This window comes from Vibrio artabrorum (genome assembly GCF_024347295.1).
GTDB classification, from domain to species: domain Bacteria; phylum Pseudomonadota; class Gammaproteobacteria; order Enterobacterales; family Vibrionaceae; genus Vibrio; species Vibrio artabrorum.
This window is the reverse complement of the sequence record NZ_AP025459.1, coordinates 1,181,375-1,197,054: the sequence shown is the minus strand read 5'-3', so window position 1 is coordinate 1,197,054 and position 15,680 is coordinate 1,181,375. Positions and strand designations below refer to the sequence as shown.

The following is a 15,680-nucleotide window of genomic DNA, read 5'->3' as shown; positions in this document are numbered from 1 at the left end:
CTAGTTTAAGCTTTCGCTGTTTTCATCGCTTGCGTTTTTTTTTCCTTTTGCATTTTTGCAAGGAAGTAGATGTTGACACAAGCGATAAAGCCGTTGGTGGCGGCAACTGGCCATGCGTCAATCATGATGCCGTATGCTGTGAATAGAGCACAGCCAATAAAGTTAAGGACACGTAGACGAACAATGTCTTTCATCGTTAATGAAATAGCGACCATAATAGACGCAGCGTAACCTAAAATTTCAACCATATTGAATTCCATTGTTTGACCCTCTTAAATTTGCCGATACTTTGTCGGTACCAATTCTTCTCTTCATGAGATGATTGAGGAAGCTCCGTGCCTCGAATGGTCTGGTTATGTTTGACGGAAAAACTATACCAAGCCTGTTTTTGTGATTAAACCCCCAAAACGGGTAGAAGTGAAGGTTAGCGATTACGCAAACGTTTAATGACCTTTCTATTAACATAATTACTATTTATGTTGGAGCGTAAACGAATAAAAATATGGGTACGTGTAAAAGCACTGTGAATGACAAAACGATTCAAATATGCAACAAAAATAATAAAAATGTTGAGTTTTCGCTTTGTGATATGCTATCCGGATACCTGATTGTAACGCAGCTATTTACGTAAAATACATTCACTCGGCCAATGCTATGTACTTCAAGTATAGTCAATGGATAGATTGTGTTTTTTTATTTGTAACGAAAGGTAGATTTACGTAAAGCAACGTTAAGTTCGCGCTTCTTTTGCTGGCGTTTGTTTATACTGGTCAAAACGTTAACTTATGGTTTGACTCAATGAAATTGTTCTCCAAATACTCTCTTTCGCTAATCAGTATATTCATTGTAACTAACGCTGCGATGGTTAGTCATGTCGCTGTCGCTTCACCTTCTATTATCCCAAATCCCCCTAGCTTAGGCGCAAAAGGCTACGTCTTAATCGATTTTAATTCAGGGGATATTTTAGTCGAACACAATGCCCACACTAAATTGAATCCAGCTAGCTTGACCAAGCTCATGACCAGTTATGTGGCAGGGCAAGAGATGAAGCGAGGCAACATTTCGGCGAATGATAACGTTAGAATCAGTGAGAATGCGTGGGCTAAGAACTTCCCAGACTCTTCAAAAATGTTTATTGAAGTGAACACTAATGTCGCAATGATGGATCTTTATCGTGGCTTGATTGTTCAGTCGGGCAATGATGCCAGTGTTGCGATAGCGGAGCATGTCGCGGGTTCACAAGATGCTTTTGTCGATTTAATGAATTCTTGGGCAAGGTCTTTAAAACTGGAAAATACCCATTTCGCCAATGCACATGGTTTAGATGCTGACGATTTGTATTCTACTCCTTATGATATCGCTCTAATCGGCCGTGCCATTATTCGTGATTTACCGGATGTGTATGGCTTATACAGCGAACGTTCTTTTAGTTACAACGGCATCACACAGCACAACCGTAATGGCTTGTTGCGTGATAGAAGCTTAACGGTTGATGGCATGAAAACGGGCTACACCTCTGGTGCTGGCTACAGTTTGGCGAGTTCAGCGACACAAGGTGAGATGAGACTTATCGCGGTTGTGATGGGCGCATCGAGTGTTAAGAGCCGTGAGTCAGACAGCAAACAGCTGTTGAGCTATGGTTTCCGTTTCTTCGATACACTAAACCCGCACAAAGGCGGCGATCAAGTGGCTGAAGAGAAGGTATGGTTTGGTGAGCAAGACACGTTGAAGGTGGGTGTTGCCGAAGATATGTTTATTACACTGCCTAAGTCAGACAGTAAAAAGCTGACTGCATCTATCGAGCTTAACTCTGAACTGAAAGCGCCAATTGCAGAAGGTCAAACTCTAGGTGTGGTTCATTACACCGTTGATGGTGAAGATGTTCAAACTCAGCCTTTGATCGCGCTGGAAGCGGTTGAACAGGGCGGTTTGTTCAAACGTTTAATGGACTACGTTAAGCTGTTCTTCGCGAGCCTATTCTAAATAGGTAGGGTGGCGATAAGCCGCAATGAAAAGTCGAAATATTATGGGTGTTGTGACTGAATCACAGTGCCCATTGTTATTTCTACATCAATGAAAACACCATGCCGCACTATCTTTATTAGCCGTAGCGAGCGGTTTCGATTACTATACGCAAAATTTAGCAGTGTAGTCACTTATGACGATAGAGATAAAGAACGTAACCGAACCGGAAGTAACCTGTGCCAATTGTCAGGCATGCTGTTGTCGCTTAGAGGTTATGATCATCACAGATACGGGCGTACCTGAAGAGCACATCGCTTACGATGAATGGGGTGGTGAAACCATGCTGAGGTTAGACGATGGTTGGTGTTCGGCGGTTGATAGAGAAACACTGATGTGTACTATCTACGAAAACCGGCCGTGGATCTGTCGTGAGTTCGAAATGGCCTCTTTTGAATGCGTTGATCAGCGTAAGGATGTCATGGGCTAGGTGTCTGTATCGTTGACGTGAGTAACAAAAAGTATACGACCGACTGGTGATAAGCATATTAGAAAATCAAATGTCAGGGTCGTATATCTTAAGCAGATGTCGAACCCTGATGTGTTTCACGAGATAAGAGTTTTAGCGCGAAAATAAAAACCTAAAACTCAGAAGGCACTTCAAATTCCATCCATTCACCGGTTGTCGGGTGAATCAACTTTAGGTAGCCAGCGTGCAGGTGTAAGCGCTCGCGTTTGTATCCGTATAAGTCGTCACCACGAATCGGCACACCAAGCCCTAATGGATGAGCGCAGTGTACTCGTAGCTGGTGGGTTCGCCCGGTTTTAGGGTACAAGTGAACCTTGGTTTTGCCATTATGAGTGCTCACCGCATGCCAATGAGTTTCTGCATTTCGGCCGTGTTGGTGGCAAACCAGTTGTCTTGGTCTGTCTGTGATGTCGCCGCGCAAAGGAAGGCTGATATCGCCAGATTCACCCGTTATCTCACCATCTAACAAAGCGGTGTAGCGCTTCTCTACGGTTCTATCAATGAACTGCTTCTGAATGTGCTTGTTTGACTCCGCCGTGAGCGCCAAGATCAACAAGCCTGACGTCGACATATCCAATCTATGAATAATCAAAGGGCCAGTCGCATCCGGGTAACGCGCTTTAATGCGTGTATAAACCGAGTCTTCGATAAACTTACCAGGAACCGACAAGAACTCTTCAGGCTTATTGACGACTACGATTTCATCGTCTTCATAAACAATATCAAAAGATTTACCAACCGCGGGGTTTACGATAAGCGGGTTATCTTCTAGCTCTATGCCACTTAGCTGGTGTTCGAGGATCTCAAAGCTTTTACTCTGACAAACCGGGTACAGGTTTGCGTGTTGTCGAATGATATCTGTAGGCGGTAATCCCCACCAAAATTCAGACAAAGCTAACGGCTTGAACCCGTGTTCAAACGCAAAGTTAAGCAACTTAGGTAGGCAGCAGTCACCAGAGCCTTCAAGTGCGTCTTTGCCATCGAGCAACTCGAGTAAATTCTTAGATTGCTTGGCTTGATCCATAAAGCGATAGTGAGAGAGACGTTGAGTTTCCAACTGCTCTGAAATGGCTTGGTGATCTTGCTTACGGTTTTTCAGTTCGCTTTCAATCAAATCAACGTGTGATTGGCGCTCTACGATCTTCTGTTTCCACTCAATACGAAGTGCTTTTAGGTCGCGTTTCTCTTGGCTACTTTGATTGCCCAGTTGTTTGAGCAAATTCGCCGCTGACTCTAGATTCCCTAATGCTTTTTCTTGATTGGCTTGTTCTCTGAGTTCGTTACGCTGAGCTTTGTTCGCGGACATAGCTAACTGAAAGGCTTCGATGGCTTGTGCTGATTCGATTTTTAACCCTTCAAGCTCGGCCAATAATGCGTCTAGGTTGTGCGACTGTTGTAGCTTTTCAATGTCGTCCGCGAGTTGCAACTGGCGAGCAAGGTTCGCACAGTTCTGAGATTTAAACTGTGTTGAATCGAAGGCTGGTGGAACAAAGTGAATGTTGTTTAACTGAGAGACCAAAGCCGGATCTAACTGCAAGCCAGAAAACGCAGAAAGGTAGCCTAACTCTTGCGTGATCGGATTCTGAACAAGCAGCACAGCGTAGAGATTACCTTGCGAGTTTTCATTCACACCACAGTCGACAAGTGATTGCTGAAGCTGCAGCATAGCGAATTCACACACAGGGTGCGGCGTATAGTAATACGGGAACGTAAAGCGAGTCGGTAGCGCTAAATCGACATTCGTGTTTGCTAGGTACAAAGGTGTGTATTGAGCGAGGTTTTCTGGCATTAAGATCAAACTCTATGGCTGTTCAGTTAGAGTTCGGTATTGTTGTCGAAATGAAGACAAATGAGAAGCCAAAGCAGAAGATAAATCGGCTTTGGCTTCATTTAGATTGTTATGTTCATGCTATGGAAGCACGTGTTTGAGTGAAACTCGATCAGTTCGAGTGTTCTAGCTCTACTTGCTCTGCTTTTTGATAAGCAGGGAGGCTCGTTAAAAGCTCACCGTATTTAGCAATGTTCGGGTAAAGCGCGGTTGCACCAAAGTTAGCAGCGATTTCTACGATGAACGACATCATAAAATCTGCACCCGTTAGTGTGTCTGCAACCAAGTAGGTTTTACCTTCAAGTGCATTATTCACGTAAGTTAAGATCTTTTGGTTTTCATCGTCTGCATAACCGCCTAGGAAGTTAGTTTCACAGCCGTCTTTCATCACAAAGATCTTAAGCAACATTGGCAAAATACCTGAGCTTTCAGCGAAGTGAAGCCATTGCGAATATTCCACGTAGTCTGCGGTGCCACGTGTAGGTGCGAACTTACCCTGACCGTATTGGTCGATGAGGTATTCCGTGATAGCACCAGATTCAGTGATCACGACGCCATCGTCTTCAATGACAGGAGACTTACCCAATGGGTGAATGGATTTGAGTTCTGGTGGTGCAAGAAAAGTGACACTGTCTCGTTGGTATGGTTTGACTTGGTAATCTACCCCAAGCTCTTCCAATAGCCAGATGATACGCTTTGAGCGCGACTTATTCAGGTGATGCAAAGTAATCATGATTCTACCTAGTTTAACGGGTTCAGTTTATTGAATTTATTTAGCTTCATTGGTTTTGATTACAAGCTTACCGAAGTTCTGACCTTCCAATAGGCCCATGAATGCTTGTGGCGCATTCTCTAAACCTTCAACCAGGTGCTCACGATAGTGCATCTTGCCTTGAGATAACCATTCTGTCATTTGAACCGCAAACTCGTTGTAACGGTGTGCGTAGTCATCAAAGATGATGAAGCCTTGCATCTTAATTCGTTTAACCAACAGCATACCCATCAGGCTAGACATACGATCTGGGCCTTCAGGCAGTGACGTCGCATTGTATTGAGAGATAAGGCCACACACAGGAATACGAGCACCGGTGTTAAGCAGAGGCATGACGGCATCGAATACCTTGCCACCAACGTTTTCAAAGTAAACGTCGATGCCGTTGTCACACGCTTTAGCCAGTTGCTCTGCGAAGTCGTCAGCTTTGTGGTCGATACACTCATCAAAGCCAAGAACCTCTTTCGCGTACTGGCACTTCTCTTGACCGCCTGCAACGCCGATAACACGACAGCCTTTTAGTTTGCCGATTTGTCCAACGGTTGCACCTACGGCCCCTGTTGCTGCCGCAACGACTAGCGTGTCACCTTGTTTAGGTTGGCCGATATCAAGCAAGCCCATGTAAGCCGTAAAACCAGGCATACCCATGATGCCAAGCGCGTAAGAAGGGTGCGTTGGTTCTTTGCCGAGTTTGATTAGACCTTCACCGTTGGACACTCCAAGATCTTGCCAACCTGTATAAGCCAGTACCCATTCGCCAACTTCGTAATCAGCGTGGTTTGACTCTTCAACCTGACATACGGTTGCGCCAACCATCACTTCATCAATCGCAACGGGATCTGCGTAGGATTTGGCATCGCTCATACGACCACGCATGTATGGGTCTAGAGAAAGATAAACTGAGCGAAGTAACATCTCGCCGTCTTTAATTGTTGGTGCGGCTACTGTCTCTAAACGGAAGTTGTCTTGAGTCGGTGCGCCAACTGGGCGAGAAGCCAATACGATGCGGCGATTGTCTTGTTGAGTCATTGGATATCCTTAATTTATGTTTTATATATTTAGAATTAGACCAGTCGTCTAGTCTTGTTGCCTAAAAATCCCGCCGTCATCAAATTGATAAGAGGGCGGGTTATTTGTTTTAAGCTAAAGCCAATAAAACGCGAAGCGCGTTAGTGGCTTTCACCTTTCAAAATTCGTTCGGTAAGGCTTAAAGCCGACCGTAAGCTATGTGAGCTCTGGCTCAGCTTGCTCAATAAACTTGCGCCTAACCACACAGAATATAGGTTTTGAGCGGCTTCTTGGCTGTCTTTAACCTTTATAGAGCCATTTTCAATACCACCAACAATGCACCGTTCGATGCTGTTGGTCACTTTCTCAGCACCTTTTAATAGCGCTTGGCGCATCGGTTCAGAAAGATCAGAAACTTCCGCACTAAGCTTAACAACCAAGCATTTATGGGCGTTACAGGCTCCGTTTTCTGTCTTGGTCCATAGCGAGAAATAGTTCAAGATTCGCTGATAATGATTACCTTCACCGTGTACTAAAATCGCTTCAATCTTAGTGATGTAGTTTTCAAAATAGTATTGAATCAACGCCTCGCCAAATTGCTCTTTAGATTTAAAATAGTGGTAAAACGATCCTTTCGGCACGTCCGCTTCTTTAAGCAATTGTGATAGCCCAACACCATTAAAGCCGCTGTTCACTATTAACTGATAGCCCACATTCAAAATATGCAGGCGTGTGTCATTGGTTTTTTCGTTCATGAGCATGACTATAAATTAAATTAGACCAGTCGTCTAGTTATCATTTTTCGAGGCGTTATTCTGTCGCAATAAAAGTGTCTTCAAATGTACAGCTATAAAAAAGCCCCGACATCGCTGGTATGCTGGGGCTTAAATCGGTCACTTTGATTACTGGATAGAGATGAGTTCTACATCAAAAATCAGAGTCGATGATGGTGGAATAGGGCCTGAACCGCCTTTGCCGTATGCTAACTGACTCGGGATAAACAGACGAACTTTCTCGCCTTCAACCATGTAAGTTAACCCTTCTTGCCAGCCTTTGATTACTTGCTTAAGGGTAAATGAGATTGGCTCGCCACGCTCAACAGAGCTATCGAAAACAGTGCCATCAATTAAGGTACCATGGTAGTGAACCGTTACTTTACTGTTCTTCGTTGGGTGCTCAGTGCCAGTACCTTTTTCAAGAACCAGATATTGAAGACCGCTGTCAGTCGTAATCACACCTTCTTTAGTGCCGTTCTTGAGTAGGAATTGTTGGCCTTGCTCAAGGTTTTCCTCACCAGACTTATGGTTCATCCAAGTTCGGTAGATCATGAATCCCGCCAAAAGAAGGACAATGACTGGAATGACAAATTTAGACATAGTAAAACCTATTTTTAGTTAATGCTTAGTTCGTGAATCAATCAGCTAAAGCCGTGATTATGGTTGAGTCAAAAGGTAGTTAATCGTTTTCGCGATGCTGGTAACGTCTTGGTGACCGGCTGTCAGTACTTGGTATTTACCATTGACGATAAATGTTGGTACTGAATTGATCTGGCCTTTTACGGAAATCTCTTCAGCTTTCTGAATGTAATTAAAAAGAGTGACTTGCTGCTCTTTATTGAGCTGATATGGGCTGACTAGATCACGAGATGTAAACGCAGTTTCTAGTGCTTGTTGGCGTTGTGCTGGAGTAGCATCCGCACCCATTTGAACGGCACCAAAGAGGTCATCCATGAAAGCGTGATCAGGTGTCGCATCAAGTTGCATCACGGCCGTGTAGTAGATCATTGCACTGATTTGAGCGCTTTCATTGAAGGTAACGTGCATCTTGCCGATAGTTTGATCGGTTAGAGTTTCAATCTCTGGAATGGCACTTTCCATTTTACGGCAGTGCCCACAGTTAAGAGAGAAGATTTCGGTGACTGGAGCGAGATCGAACTCAGTTAGAGCGGTTGGGAGCATTTCGTATTGAACGCCTTTTTGTGGCTCGTTGGTTTCACTGCAGCCCGCGATAATCAATACCACAGAAAGTGCTGTGATGAGTTTAATAAGTGGTTTAAACATAATGTTTACTCTAGCATTAATAATTCCGGAGATTCTAACTATTTAGAATGGATTGGAAAACAATTATAAAGTAAATAAATGCAAACAGATCGCATAACAGGAGGGAAGAAAGCTTTGTTGATGGCTAACTCGTGATCCAAAGCTGTTTTTTGATATGAGCCTTCATTTTGTCTAAAGTTTTTCTCGACGTGCCGATACAGACATTAGTGAAAGGTTAATCTGCATGAGCGGTTGGTGAAGTAATGAGATATTTAGTCATAATGTTAAGCATAGCTTTGGCGGGCTGTAAAACAACATTACCAAACAATATGTTCGGTGATGACATGCTCGCAACTGCACCTCAATCGGATTATGATCTTAAGCACCCGGAATGGGGTGTAGTTCAAACGACATACGTGTCGAGTGATCATGCCTACACAACTCAAAGCCGCACTCAACAACGCGCCACAATTACAACTAACTATGGACGTGGTGTGTCAACAAATGACCCATTGGAAGTCTTTTTAAGACAGAACCGTATCGACTTTGAAGTTCTGCCGGGTAACCATGTCATGGTAAAACTAGAGCAACATGTGAATTTTAAAACAGGCTCTGCATTCCCAGAACCTGATTATAATCAATGGTTGGATACTCTGGGCAGTTACTTGTCGCAACGTCAAGATATTGATGTGGTGATTGAAGGCCACACAGATAATACTGGCAGTGAACGTATTAATGAATCGCTTTCTGAGCAACGCGCAAAAGAAGTGAAAGCTCGATTAGAGCGAAACTCTGTTTCAAGTCGTTCGATTTATACGCGCGGTTTTGGTGAGTATGTCCCTGCTTGTACGAATGCATCTGCACAAGGAAAGGCATGTAACCGTCGTGTTGAGTTGATGCTTATTTTAGCTAAGAAGTAGCGCGGAATTCAAAGTAATTGATAGATTCACCGACATGGAAAATAAAGAGACCAGACATAAAAAATCCCGCAATTGAAGAGGGATTTTTCATGTCTGGTTTTGTTTATGTGAATTGCTTCTCTAAATAAGCAATGATGTCAGAAGATTCATACATCCATTCAGTTTTACCGTCTTTCTCAATGCGTAGGCAAGGCACTTTCACACGGCCACCGCCAGCTTCAAGCTCTGAACGATGCTGTTGGTTATTTTTTGCATCGCGAAGCTCAAATTGAACCGATTGACGTTTCATCGCGCGGCGCACTTTCACACAAAATGGGCATGCTTCGAATTGGTATAATGCGAGGTTTTTTGCTTGCTCATTCACTTGATTTTGCGCTTCTTGAGAGCGTTTTACACCACTCGGGCTGAAAACAAAATTCAATAACAAGATGACACGGCCTAAGAACCAACGGATAAACTTCATAACTCTCTCTACATATTTAAAATTAGCGTTACAATTTGCAGCATTATATACACAAGTTTTGTCAGATGCTCGCAACAAACCGTTAATCTCTATTTTGTCCGTTCGATCGTGTGAGACTTAGCCACATTTAGCCCTAAACGCTTAGACAATCGAGTCAGGTTCGCTCGGTCTGTTTTCAGAACTCGCCCTGCTTGTGCCCAGTTAAAGTTGGCATCTTCCAGCACCCCAGTAATGATGCTACGCTGAAAATCGTCCGTTGCACCACGTAGCCCTGCAGAAAGGTCGACCGTTGGTGTCGATAACGGGGTGTTCTTCACCTGTGTCGTCGCAATAGGCTGATCTTGGTCGAGTGGACCACAATCTTCTTTGTTTATCGTAACTAGGTTCTTGTTGTTGCTTCGAGCCAGCGCCTTAAGTGCTGAACGACTGATCACATGTTCAAGTTCTCGCACGTTACCTGGCCAACTATAACGATTTAGGAAAATAAGAACATCGGAACGAAACTTAACTTGGTTGATGCCAAGCTTACGACGAGCTTGTTCTAGAAAGAAGCCTGCTAGTAAACTGATGTCGTCACCTCGATCTTTCAAGGCAGGCACTGCGATAGGGTAGACAGTGAGTCGGTGGTATAAATCGGCTCTAAATCGACCGTTTTCGACTTCTTTTTTGAGATCTCGGTTGGTTGCCGCTAATACGCGAACATTAATGGTCTTGATGTTGTCTTGGCCCACCGGTTGAATTTCGTTATTTTGTAGTGCACGAAGTAGCTTACTTTGCGCAGCTAACGGCAGTTCGCCAATTTCATCGAGGAATAGTGTGCCACCGTCTGCTAAGGCAAACTTGCCCAGTCGATTTTTATCCGCTCCGGTAAACGCCCCGCGAACATGACCAAACAGTTCACTCTCCACCAAATTTTCAGGAATCGCCGCGCAGTTAACATAGACAAGCGGATTACGTTTACGTTGCGATTGATGATGCAAGGTGCGAGCAACGAGTTCTTTACCGACACCTGTATCGCCATGAATCAGGATATTAAACTCGGAAGGGGCGACAATCGCGATGTCATTCTTTAGCGCGACCATCGCATCACTTTTACCGATAAGTTCGCCACCATCGCGCTCCCATGCTTCAACATTTAACTCTTCCAGCAGTTGTTTCGACTGTTTTGCTTGATGCTCCAACTGTGAAAAGGTTAAAGCCATTTGCATACTGGAAGCTGCAATTGCTGCGAGTACTTCTAGGTTACGTGCTGGAATATTGGAGAACACATTCGGTGTTAAGCTATCAAGCGTTAGAATACCAAGCAGCTTATCGGCAAATAATAGAGGCAAACCCATACAGGCATGCATGGGTAAGTCGCCGTCATGATCTATTAATAAACCGTCAAAAGGGTCGGGTAGTGAGCTATCAGAATCGAATCGAACAGGAGAGCGAGAGGCGCATATCTCAGTAAAGCGAGGGTGTTCTGAAATGATAAAGCGACGGCCGAATGTATCTCGACTGAGGCCTTGCATTGCGATAGGTACAAGCGTATCGCCTTGAAGGCTCAAAAGTGCGACACAATCACATGTGATTGTCTTACGAATCGCGTCGAGTAAGCGATTGAAACGGTCTTGATCATTCACGCCACTCGCAAGGCCAATCGTCATTTCCATGAGAGTTGATGCTGAAATATCTTGCATAAAAGCTTCATACTGTTTGTGTTTTTAAACATGCTAGAGTCTTTATGACACAAATAAAAGGTCTTTTTGACAAGTTTTTAAATAAATATTGGGAAGGGTAGTCATTTACAGCAAGCTATCACGTGTTGGCACTGTTTGTGCATTACCTTTAGTCGCGTGTTGTCTATATGACTGAATACCTAAACGATTGTTGGTCATAATCAACGAATACGAAGGCATTAATCCACGTCATTTTTTATAACAAAAATGTCGCCATAGAGCACATTGACAAAAAATTGCTATAAAGTCACCTTTAAATAAACGAGTCAAATTGACATTAATGGTCAAAAGGCTCAGTGTCCGGAGTAAATCAATGCTAAACAATCTACATATCAACATCATCAAATCGACGATTCCTCTTTTAGAAAATGCAGGCCCGGCTCTAACCCAACACTTCTATCAACGTATGTTTATACATAACCCTGAGTTAAAAGATATCTTCAACATGACTCATCAAAGAACAGGTCGCCAAGGTGTGGCACTGTTTGAAGCTATCGCAGCTTATGCAAAGAACATTGAAAATCTAGCGGCGCTAACTTCAGCCGTCGAACGAATTGCACACAAGCACACAAGTTTTAATATTCAACCTGAGCATTACCAAATTGTTGGTCTTCACCTGATTGAGACATTACGTGAACTAGCTGCTGACGCGTTTACTCCAGAAGTGGAAGAAGCGTGGACAGAAGCTTACTTATTCTTAGCCCAAGTATTCATCGACCGTGAAGCTGAACTTTACCTACAACGAAAGCAAGCTGTCGGTGGTTGGGAAGCTGCGCGTTCGTTTGTTATCGTAAACAAGGTTGAAGAGTCAGCACTGGTTACTAGCTTTATCCTAGAGCCAAAAGATGGCGGTGACGTTTTGGATTACACTCCAGGCCAATACATCGGTATTGAAGTGAAACCTGAAGGTGCGCAGTACAACGAAATTCGTCAATACTCACTGTCAGATAAACCTAATGGAAAAAATTACCGTATTTCAGTGAAGCGTGAAGGCCAAGGTCAAGATGTGCAAGGTGTAGTGTCTAACTACATGCACGATATGGCGGTTATCGGCGATGAAGTTAGCCTGTACGCACCTGCAGGTGACTTTAGGTATCAAGAACGCAGTAAACCAGTGACGCTGATTTCTGCGGGTGTTGGTTTAACACCAATGCAATCTATGCTTGAATTCTTGAACAACGAGCAGAAAAATGAATCGGTTCTATATCTTCACGCATGTGAAAATGCAGAGCAGCACTCTTTCACGACTCGCGTTAAAGATATTGTTTCTGACAAAGGCTGGGAAGCAAAAACCTGGTACATGAACAAAAACGAGTCTGCAAGCGAAAACGTATATGAAGGTCAAATGGATCTAGCTTCTATTTCCGATATTGATGGTTTTCAAGAGAGTGATTTTTATATTTGTGGTCCTATTGGTTTCATGAAAAATATAGTGGATCAGTTAGAGGCACTTAAAGTGGATCGTTCACGCGTGCATTACGAAGTCTTTGGCCCTCACGCTCACTTTTAAATCAGTGGCTGACTCTACGAAGTAACTACGAACTAAAAAGACCTCTTTTTATGAGGTCTTTTTTGGGACGATGATAAAAGTGACTTTTTGAGTTCGATTCAAGAACGCTTGATCTTTTGGGACCGGTAATCAGAATCAAAAAATTCGGGCCAATACATTCTCACGTAGCCGCCAGCGACCCAAGTGACTAATACGGTTGCGATGGTTAGTTCCAAGAAACCAAACTCATGTAGCCAATACCATTGTGGATAGTCGGTACCGAAAAATGTGGTCAAGCGATGCATGGCTACGGCGCTGATTACGGACGGGAATGTGACCGCTGCTATGGAGGGCTGGAATTTAAGACGCATTAATCGGATATAACACAAGTAAATGAGTAGGGTCATCGTAATAGCGATGCCCGCTAAAGCGCCAGTAAGAATTGGGTCTGGTTCGTCAAAGTTAACTAAATATACCGCCAGTGACAGGTTGACAGGTGCTGCCATTATAGCCAATGTTGGTCTGGCTCTTCTTGGAAGTTTTCCTTCAAAAACAAGCCGGTACAATACAACGGGTAACATGAAAAAATAGATCGCAATACAGGTGGATGCCAGCGTTTCGGAAAAGACCGTATGCCCAAACTGTGTCGCCGCTAATGAACTGCTGATTAAGCCTACCGGATACAGAAACCAACTAGGCACGATGTTAGACATTTTGAAATTGATGATCTGAAAGCTGAAAAATAGCACCATCATTGTAAAGTGCAGTAATAGTGCACAAAACCAAATGGGATAGGCAATAACTGGGGATATTTCTGCGAGATAATCGCACAGAATAAGAAGCGCCATGCTCATTGGTGCCATTAAGCTACCACTGATTGGATGGCGGATATCATTCAAGAAAGTACTAAAACTAGTGAGGTAGCGAAGCAAAACGGGGAGTAATAACAGCGCACCTAATACCGCAAGGTAGGGACGAATGACTTCACCAATGTCGGGTATATATAAAGCCCAAGCTTGTCCTAGTCCAATCACTCCAAGTGCTAAAGATGCCTGCGATGGCGGTACATTTTTTACTTGAGTCAATCTTTTCCAGTTCAACGACTTGCTCCAACTTGGCTAATTTTAGAACGTATATTTTGATCACAACGTTCAGATGTGCCACTGATTGGATTTCAATGTCATTGGGCACTTAAACATATTTGGCCCGGATAATAACAAGTTTAAGATTTGCTTTTTTGATTTTGGTTCGGAATCGGGACATTAACCCCGGCTCTGTTGGCCTCATGTTTTTCCGATATCGATCTTTAGCTATCTATCTGAGCGTCACTCGTGAACTTTGTTTTACTGTGGAAGATCTTGTTGTCTCAGTTTTTCATTCTTTAGAGTACGGTTGAGCAGTTGACTGTAAATAGGTTGACCACCAAGCAGCTGAGCAACGATTACTGCACCCAAGCAAGTGATGATCAGTGGCAGAATTAGATAGTAATTATTGGTCATTTCGATCACTAATAAGATGCCTGTAATAGGAGCTCGAACGGTAGCCGCAAATAAGGCGCCCATACCGGCAATCGCAAACATCCCTGGGGCCATATTGAGTTCTGGGAATAGGGCGGTGAAAGTTAAGCCAAATGCATAACCGAACAGCGTGCCAAGTGCGAGCATCGGGGCAAAGATACCGCCAGGAGCGCCAGAGCCAAAACAGAGCAATGTGGTAATCACACGTCCTAAGAATAAGACTAATAAAATATTTGCACTGTACCCACCATTGGTGATGTCCGGAATAATACCGATACCACCACCGGTCAACTCGGGAACGTAAAGGAGTAATATACCAAAACTACCACCAAGCAAAGTCCCCGTGAGCAGATAGCGTTTTGTGTCATTTTTATGGATAGCAACAAACATATCTTGAGCAAGCGTGATCAGCTTATTGAAAATGACGCCAAAGACCCCAAACAATACGCCAAGAAGCAAAAACAGCCATAGCGCGCTCAGTTCGGGTGGGTGGTATTGCGGCATGGTGATAACCGCAGATTGACCATTGATGTAACGGAAAACAATATTAGCAGAAATGGCAGAGATGATGACGGCTTTAATCGAGATAAGAGAATAGCGAAACTGGGGTCTCATTTCTTCAACCACAAACAGGATACCGGCTAACGGTGCGTTAAAAGCCGCTGCGAGCCCGCCGGCCGCGCCTGAGGCCAATAATGTGTGTCGGCTATCGTCGTCTTTTAAACGGAAAATATCCGTCACCATCCGTCCAATGTTGCCGCCCATTTGTACGGTAGGGCCTTCACGACCAAGTACCATACCGGAGCCTAATGCGCCTAATCCACCAAAGAACTTAATAGGAAGTACTCGCCACCATCGAACTGGACGCATGTTATCCATCGCCCCCTCAATTTCGGGAATCCCTGAACCTGACGCTTCTGGAGCGAATCGGTGAACGAGAAAGTAACCAATAAAAGCTAAGATTGCGCTGATCACAAAAGCCGCGAACCAAAGTGGTACAAAATTAGTGATCTCATCTTTTAGCCAATCGGTTCGAGTTTCTGAAATAAAATGAACTGCGATTTCAAAGTAACTACCGACAAGACCGGCAAGTACACCAACGATACAAGCTAGAAAAAGAACCGAGATGGAGGCTTTGTCTCTAGAGAGAAATTGGTTGATAGCGCCCCTTGGCACTTTTGCTAAAAGGGACTGCTTAATTTTCTCTCTTTTTGTCATTAAGGTAAGTTTCCTGAATTGATGCTTTGATGTTGCAGTAAATTATACGCATCATATACAAATCCTATAGCAGTAAAGATGCAAAGTTGAATTCCATTTATAAGCAAGAGTGGAATCGCTGTCACAAAATTGTTCAATTATTTGGTGGTTACTTGAATTTCACCCAAGATGAACCATAGTTAAATCGTAAAGCAACATAACGAACCGCAAGGAG

The 15,680-nt window shown here is 43.7% G+C and carries 15 protein-coding genes; 4 read left to right on the top strand and 11 right to left on the bottom strand.

Annotation, left to right across the window (positions count from 1 at the left end):
- Positions 1 to 5: 5 nt before the first annotated feature.
- The gene (locus OCU36_RS19350) at positions 6 to 260 is read right to left on the bottom strand and encodes a YgjV family protein (protein WP_261840118.1); all 255 of its coding nucleotides are present in this window, start codon (positions 258 to 260) and stop codon (positions 6 to 8) included.
- 538 nt (positions 261 to 798) lie between these two features.
- Between OCU36_RS19350 and OCU36_RS19345 the strand changes: the two genes are divergently transcribed.
- Together OCU36_RS19345 and OCU36_RS19340 are read left to right on the top strand one after the other, a co-directional pair.
- Positions 799 to 1,983, top strand: coding sequence for a D-alanyl-D-alanine carboxypeptidase family protein (locus tag OCU36_RS19345; protein ID WP_261840117.1), 1,185 nt, complete (start codon positions 799 to 801; stop codon positions 1,981 to 1,983).
- Between the two features lie 175 nt (positions 1,984 to 2,158).
- Complete coding sequence (locus OCU36_RS19340) at positions 2,159 to 2,452, top strand: YkgJ family cysteine cluster protein (RefSeq protein WP_012600484.1); 294 nt, start codon at positions 2,159 to 2,161, stop codon at positions 2,450 to 2,452.
- 151 nt (positions 2,453 to 2,603) lie between these two features.
- Here the strand turns inward: OCU36_RS19340 and OCU36_RS19335 are convergent, their stop codons facing one another.
- From OCU36_RS19335 to OCU36_RS19310, 6 genes are all read right to left on the bottom strand, one after another.
- Entirely contained in the window at positions 2,604 to 4,280 is a 1,677-nt protein-coding gene (locus tag OCU36_RS19335; protein WP_261840116.1) for an RluA family pseudouridine synthase, read from the bottom strand.
- A gap of 151 nt (positions 4,281 to 4,431) precedes the next feature.
- Positions 4,432 to 5,052 carry a glutathione S-transferase family protein gene (locus tag OCU36_RS19330; RefSeq protein WP_261840115.1) on the bottom strand — a complete coding sequence of 207 codons (621 nt, stop codon included), beginning with the start codon at positions 5,050 to 5,052 and terminating at the stop codon, positions 4,432 to 4,434.
- A 36-nt stretch (positions 5,053 to 5,088) separates the two neighbouring features.
- Positions 5,089 to 6,120, bottom strand: a complete 1,032-nt coding sequence (locus OCU36_RS19325) for an NADP-dependent oxidoreductase (RefSeq protein ID WP_261840114.1) — start codon at positions 6,118 to 6,120, stop codon at positions 5,089 to 5,091.
- 140 nt (positions 6,121 to 6,260) lie between these two features.
- On the bottom strand, positions 6,261 to 6,854 hold the full coding sequence (locus tag OCU36_RS19320) for a TetR/AcrR family transcriptional regulator (protein WP_261840113.1): 594 nt from the start codon (positions 6,852 to 6,854) through the stop codon (positions 6,261 to 6,263).
- Between the two features lie 147 nt (positions 6,855 to 7,001).
- A complete protein-coding gene (locus tag OCU36_RS19315) occupies positions 7,002 to 7,475 on the bottom strand; it encodes an FKBP-type peptidyl-prolyl cis-trans isomerase (RefSeq protein WP_261840112.1) in 474 nt (157 codons plus the stop codon).
- A gap of 57 nt (positions 7,476 to 7,532) precedes the next feature.
- The gene (locus OCU36_RS19310) at positions 7,533 to 8,159 is read right to left on the bottom strand and encodes a thiol:disulfide interchange protein DsbA/DsbL (RefSeq protein WP_261840111.1); all 627 of its coding nucleotides are present in this window, start codon (positions 8,157 to 8,159) and stop codon (positions 7,533 to 7,535) included.
- 260 nt (positions 8,160 to 8,419) lie between these two features.
- Between OCU36_RS19310 and OCU36_RS19305 the strand changes: the two genes are divergently transcribed.
- Positions 8,420 to 9,058 carry an OmpA family protein gene (locus OCU36_RS19305; RefSeq protein WP_261840754.1) on the top strand — a complete coding sequence of 213 codons (639 nt, stop codon included), beginning with the start codon at positions 8,420 to 8,422 and terminating at the stop codon, positions 9,056 to 9,058.
- A gap of 103 nt (positions 9,059 to 9,161) precedes the next feature.
- Here OCU36_RS19305 and OCU36_RS19300 read toward each other — a convergent pair whose 3' ends face one another.
- Positions 9,162 to 9,521 carry a glutaredoxin family protein gene (locus tag OCU36_RS19300; protein WP_261840110.1) on the bottom strand — a complete coding sequence of 120 codons (360 nt, stop codon included), beginning with the start codon at positions 9,519 to 9,521 and terminating at the stop codon, positions 9,162 to 9,164.
- 89 nt (positions 9,522 to 9,610) lie between these two features.
- Complete coding sequence (norR, locus tag OCU36_RS19295) at positions 9,611 to 11,203, bottom strand: nitric oxide reductase transcriptional regulator NorR (RefSeq protein WP_261840109.1); 1,593 nt, start codon at positions 11,201 to 11,203, stop codon at positions 9,611 to 9,613.
- 352 nt (positions 11,204 to 11,555) lie between these two features.
- On the opposite strand from norR, the gene hmpA reads away from it, so the two are divergent.
- Positions 11,556 to 12,752: an NO-inducible flavohemoprotein gene (gene hmpA / locus OCU36_RS19290; protein ID WP_261840108.1), complete on the top strand. Its 1,197-nt coding sequence runs from the start codon at positions 11,556 to 11,558 to the stop codon at positions 12,750 to 12,752.
- Between the two features lie 98 nt (positions 12,753 to 12,850).
- On the opposite strand, the gene OCU36_RS19285 is transcribed toward hmpA, so the two are convergent.
- Both OCU36_RS19285 and clcA read right to left on the bottom strand, forming a co-directional pair.
- Positions 12,851 to 13,831 (bottom strand): TDT family transporter, encoded by a 981-nt coding sequence (locus OCU36_RS19285; RefSeq protein WP_261840107.1) that lies wholly within the window; start codon positions 13,829 to 13,831, stop codon positions 12,851 to 12,853.
- 243 nt (positions 13,832 to 14,074) lie between these two features.
- Entirely contained in the window at positions 14,075 to 15,466 is a 1,392-nt protein-coding gene (clcA, locus tag OCU36_RS19280; protein WP_261840106.1) for a H(+)/Cl(-) exchange transporter ClcA, read from the bottom strand.
- Between the last annotated feature and the right edge of the window lie 214 nt (positions 15,467 to 15,680).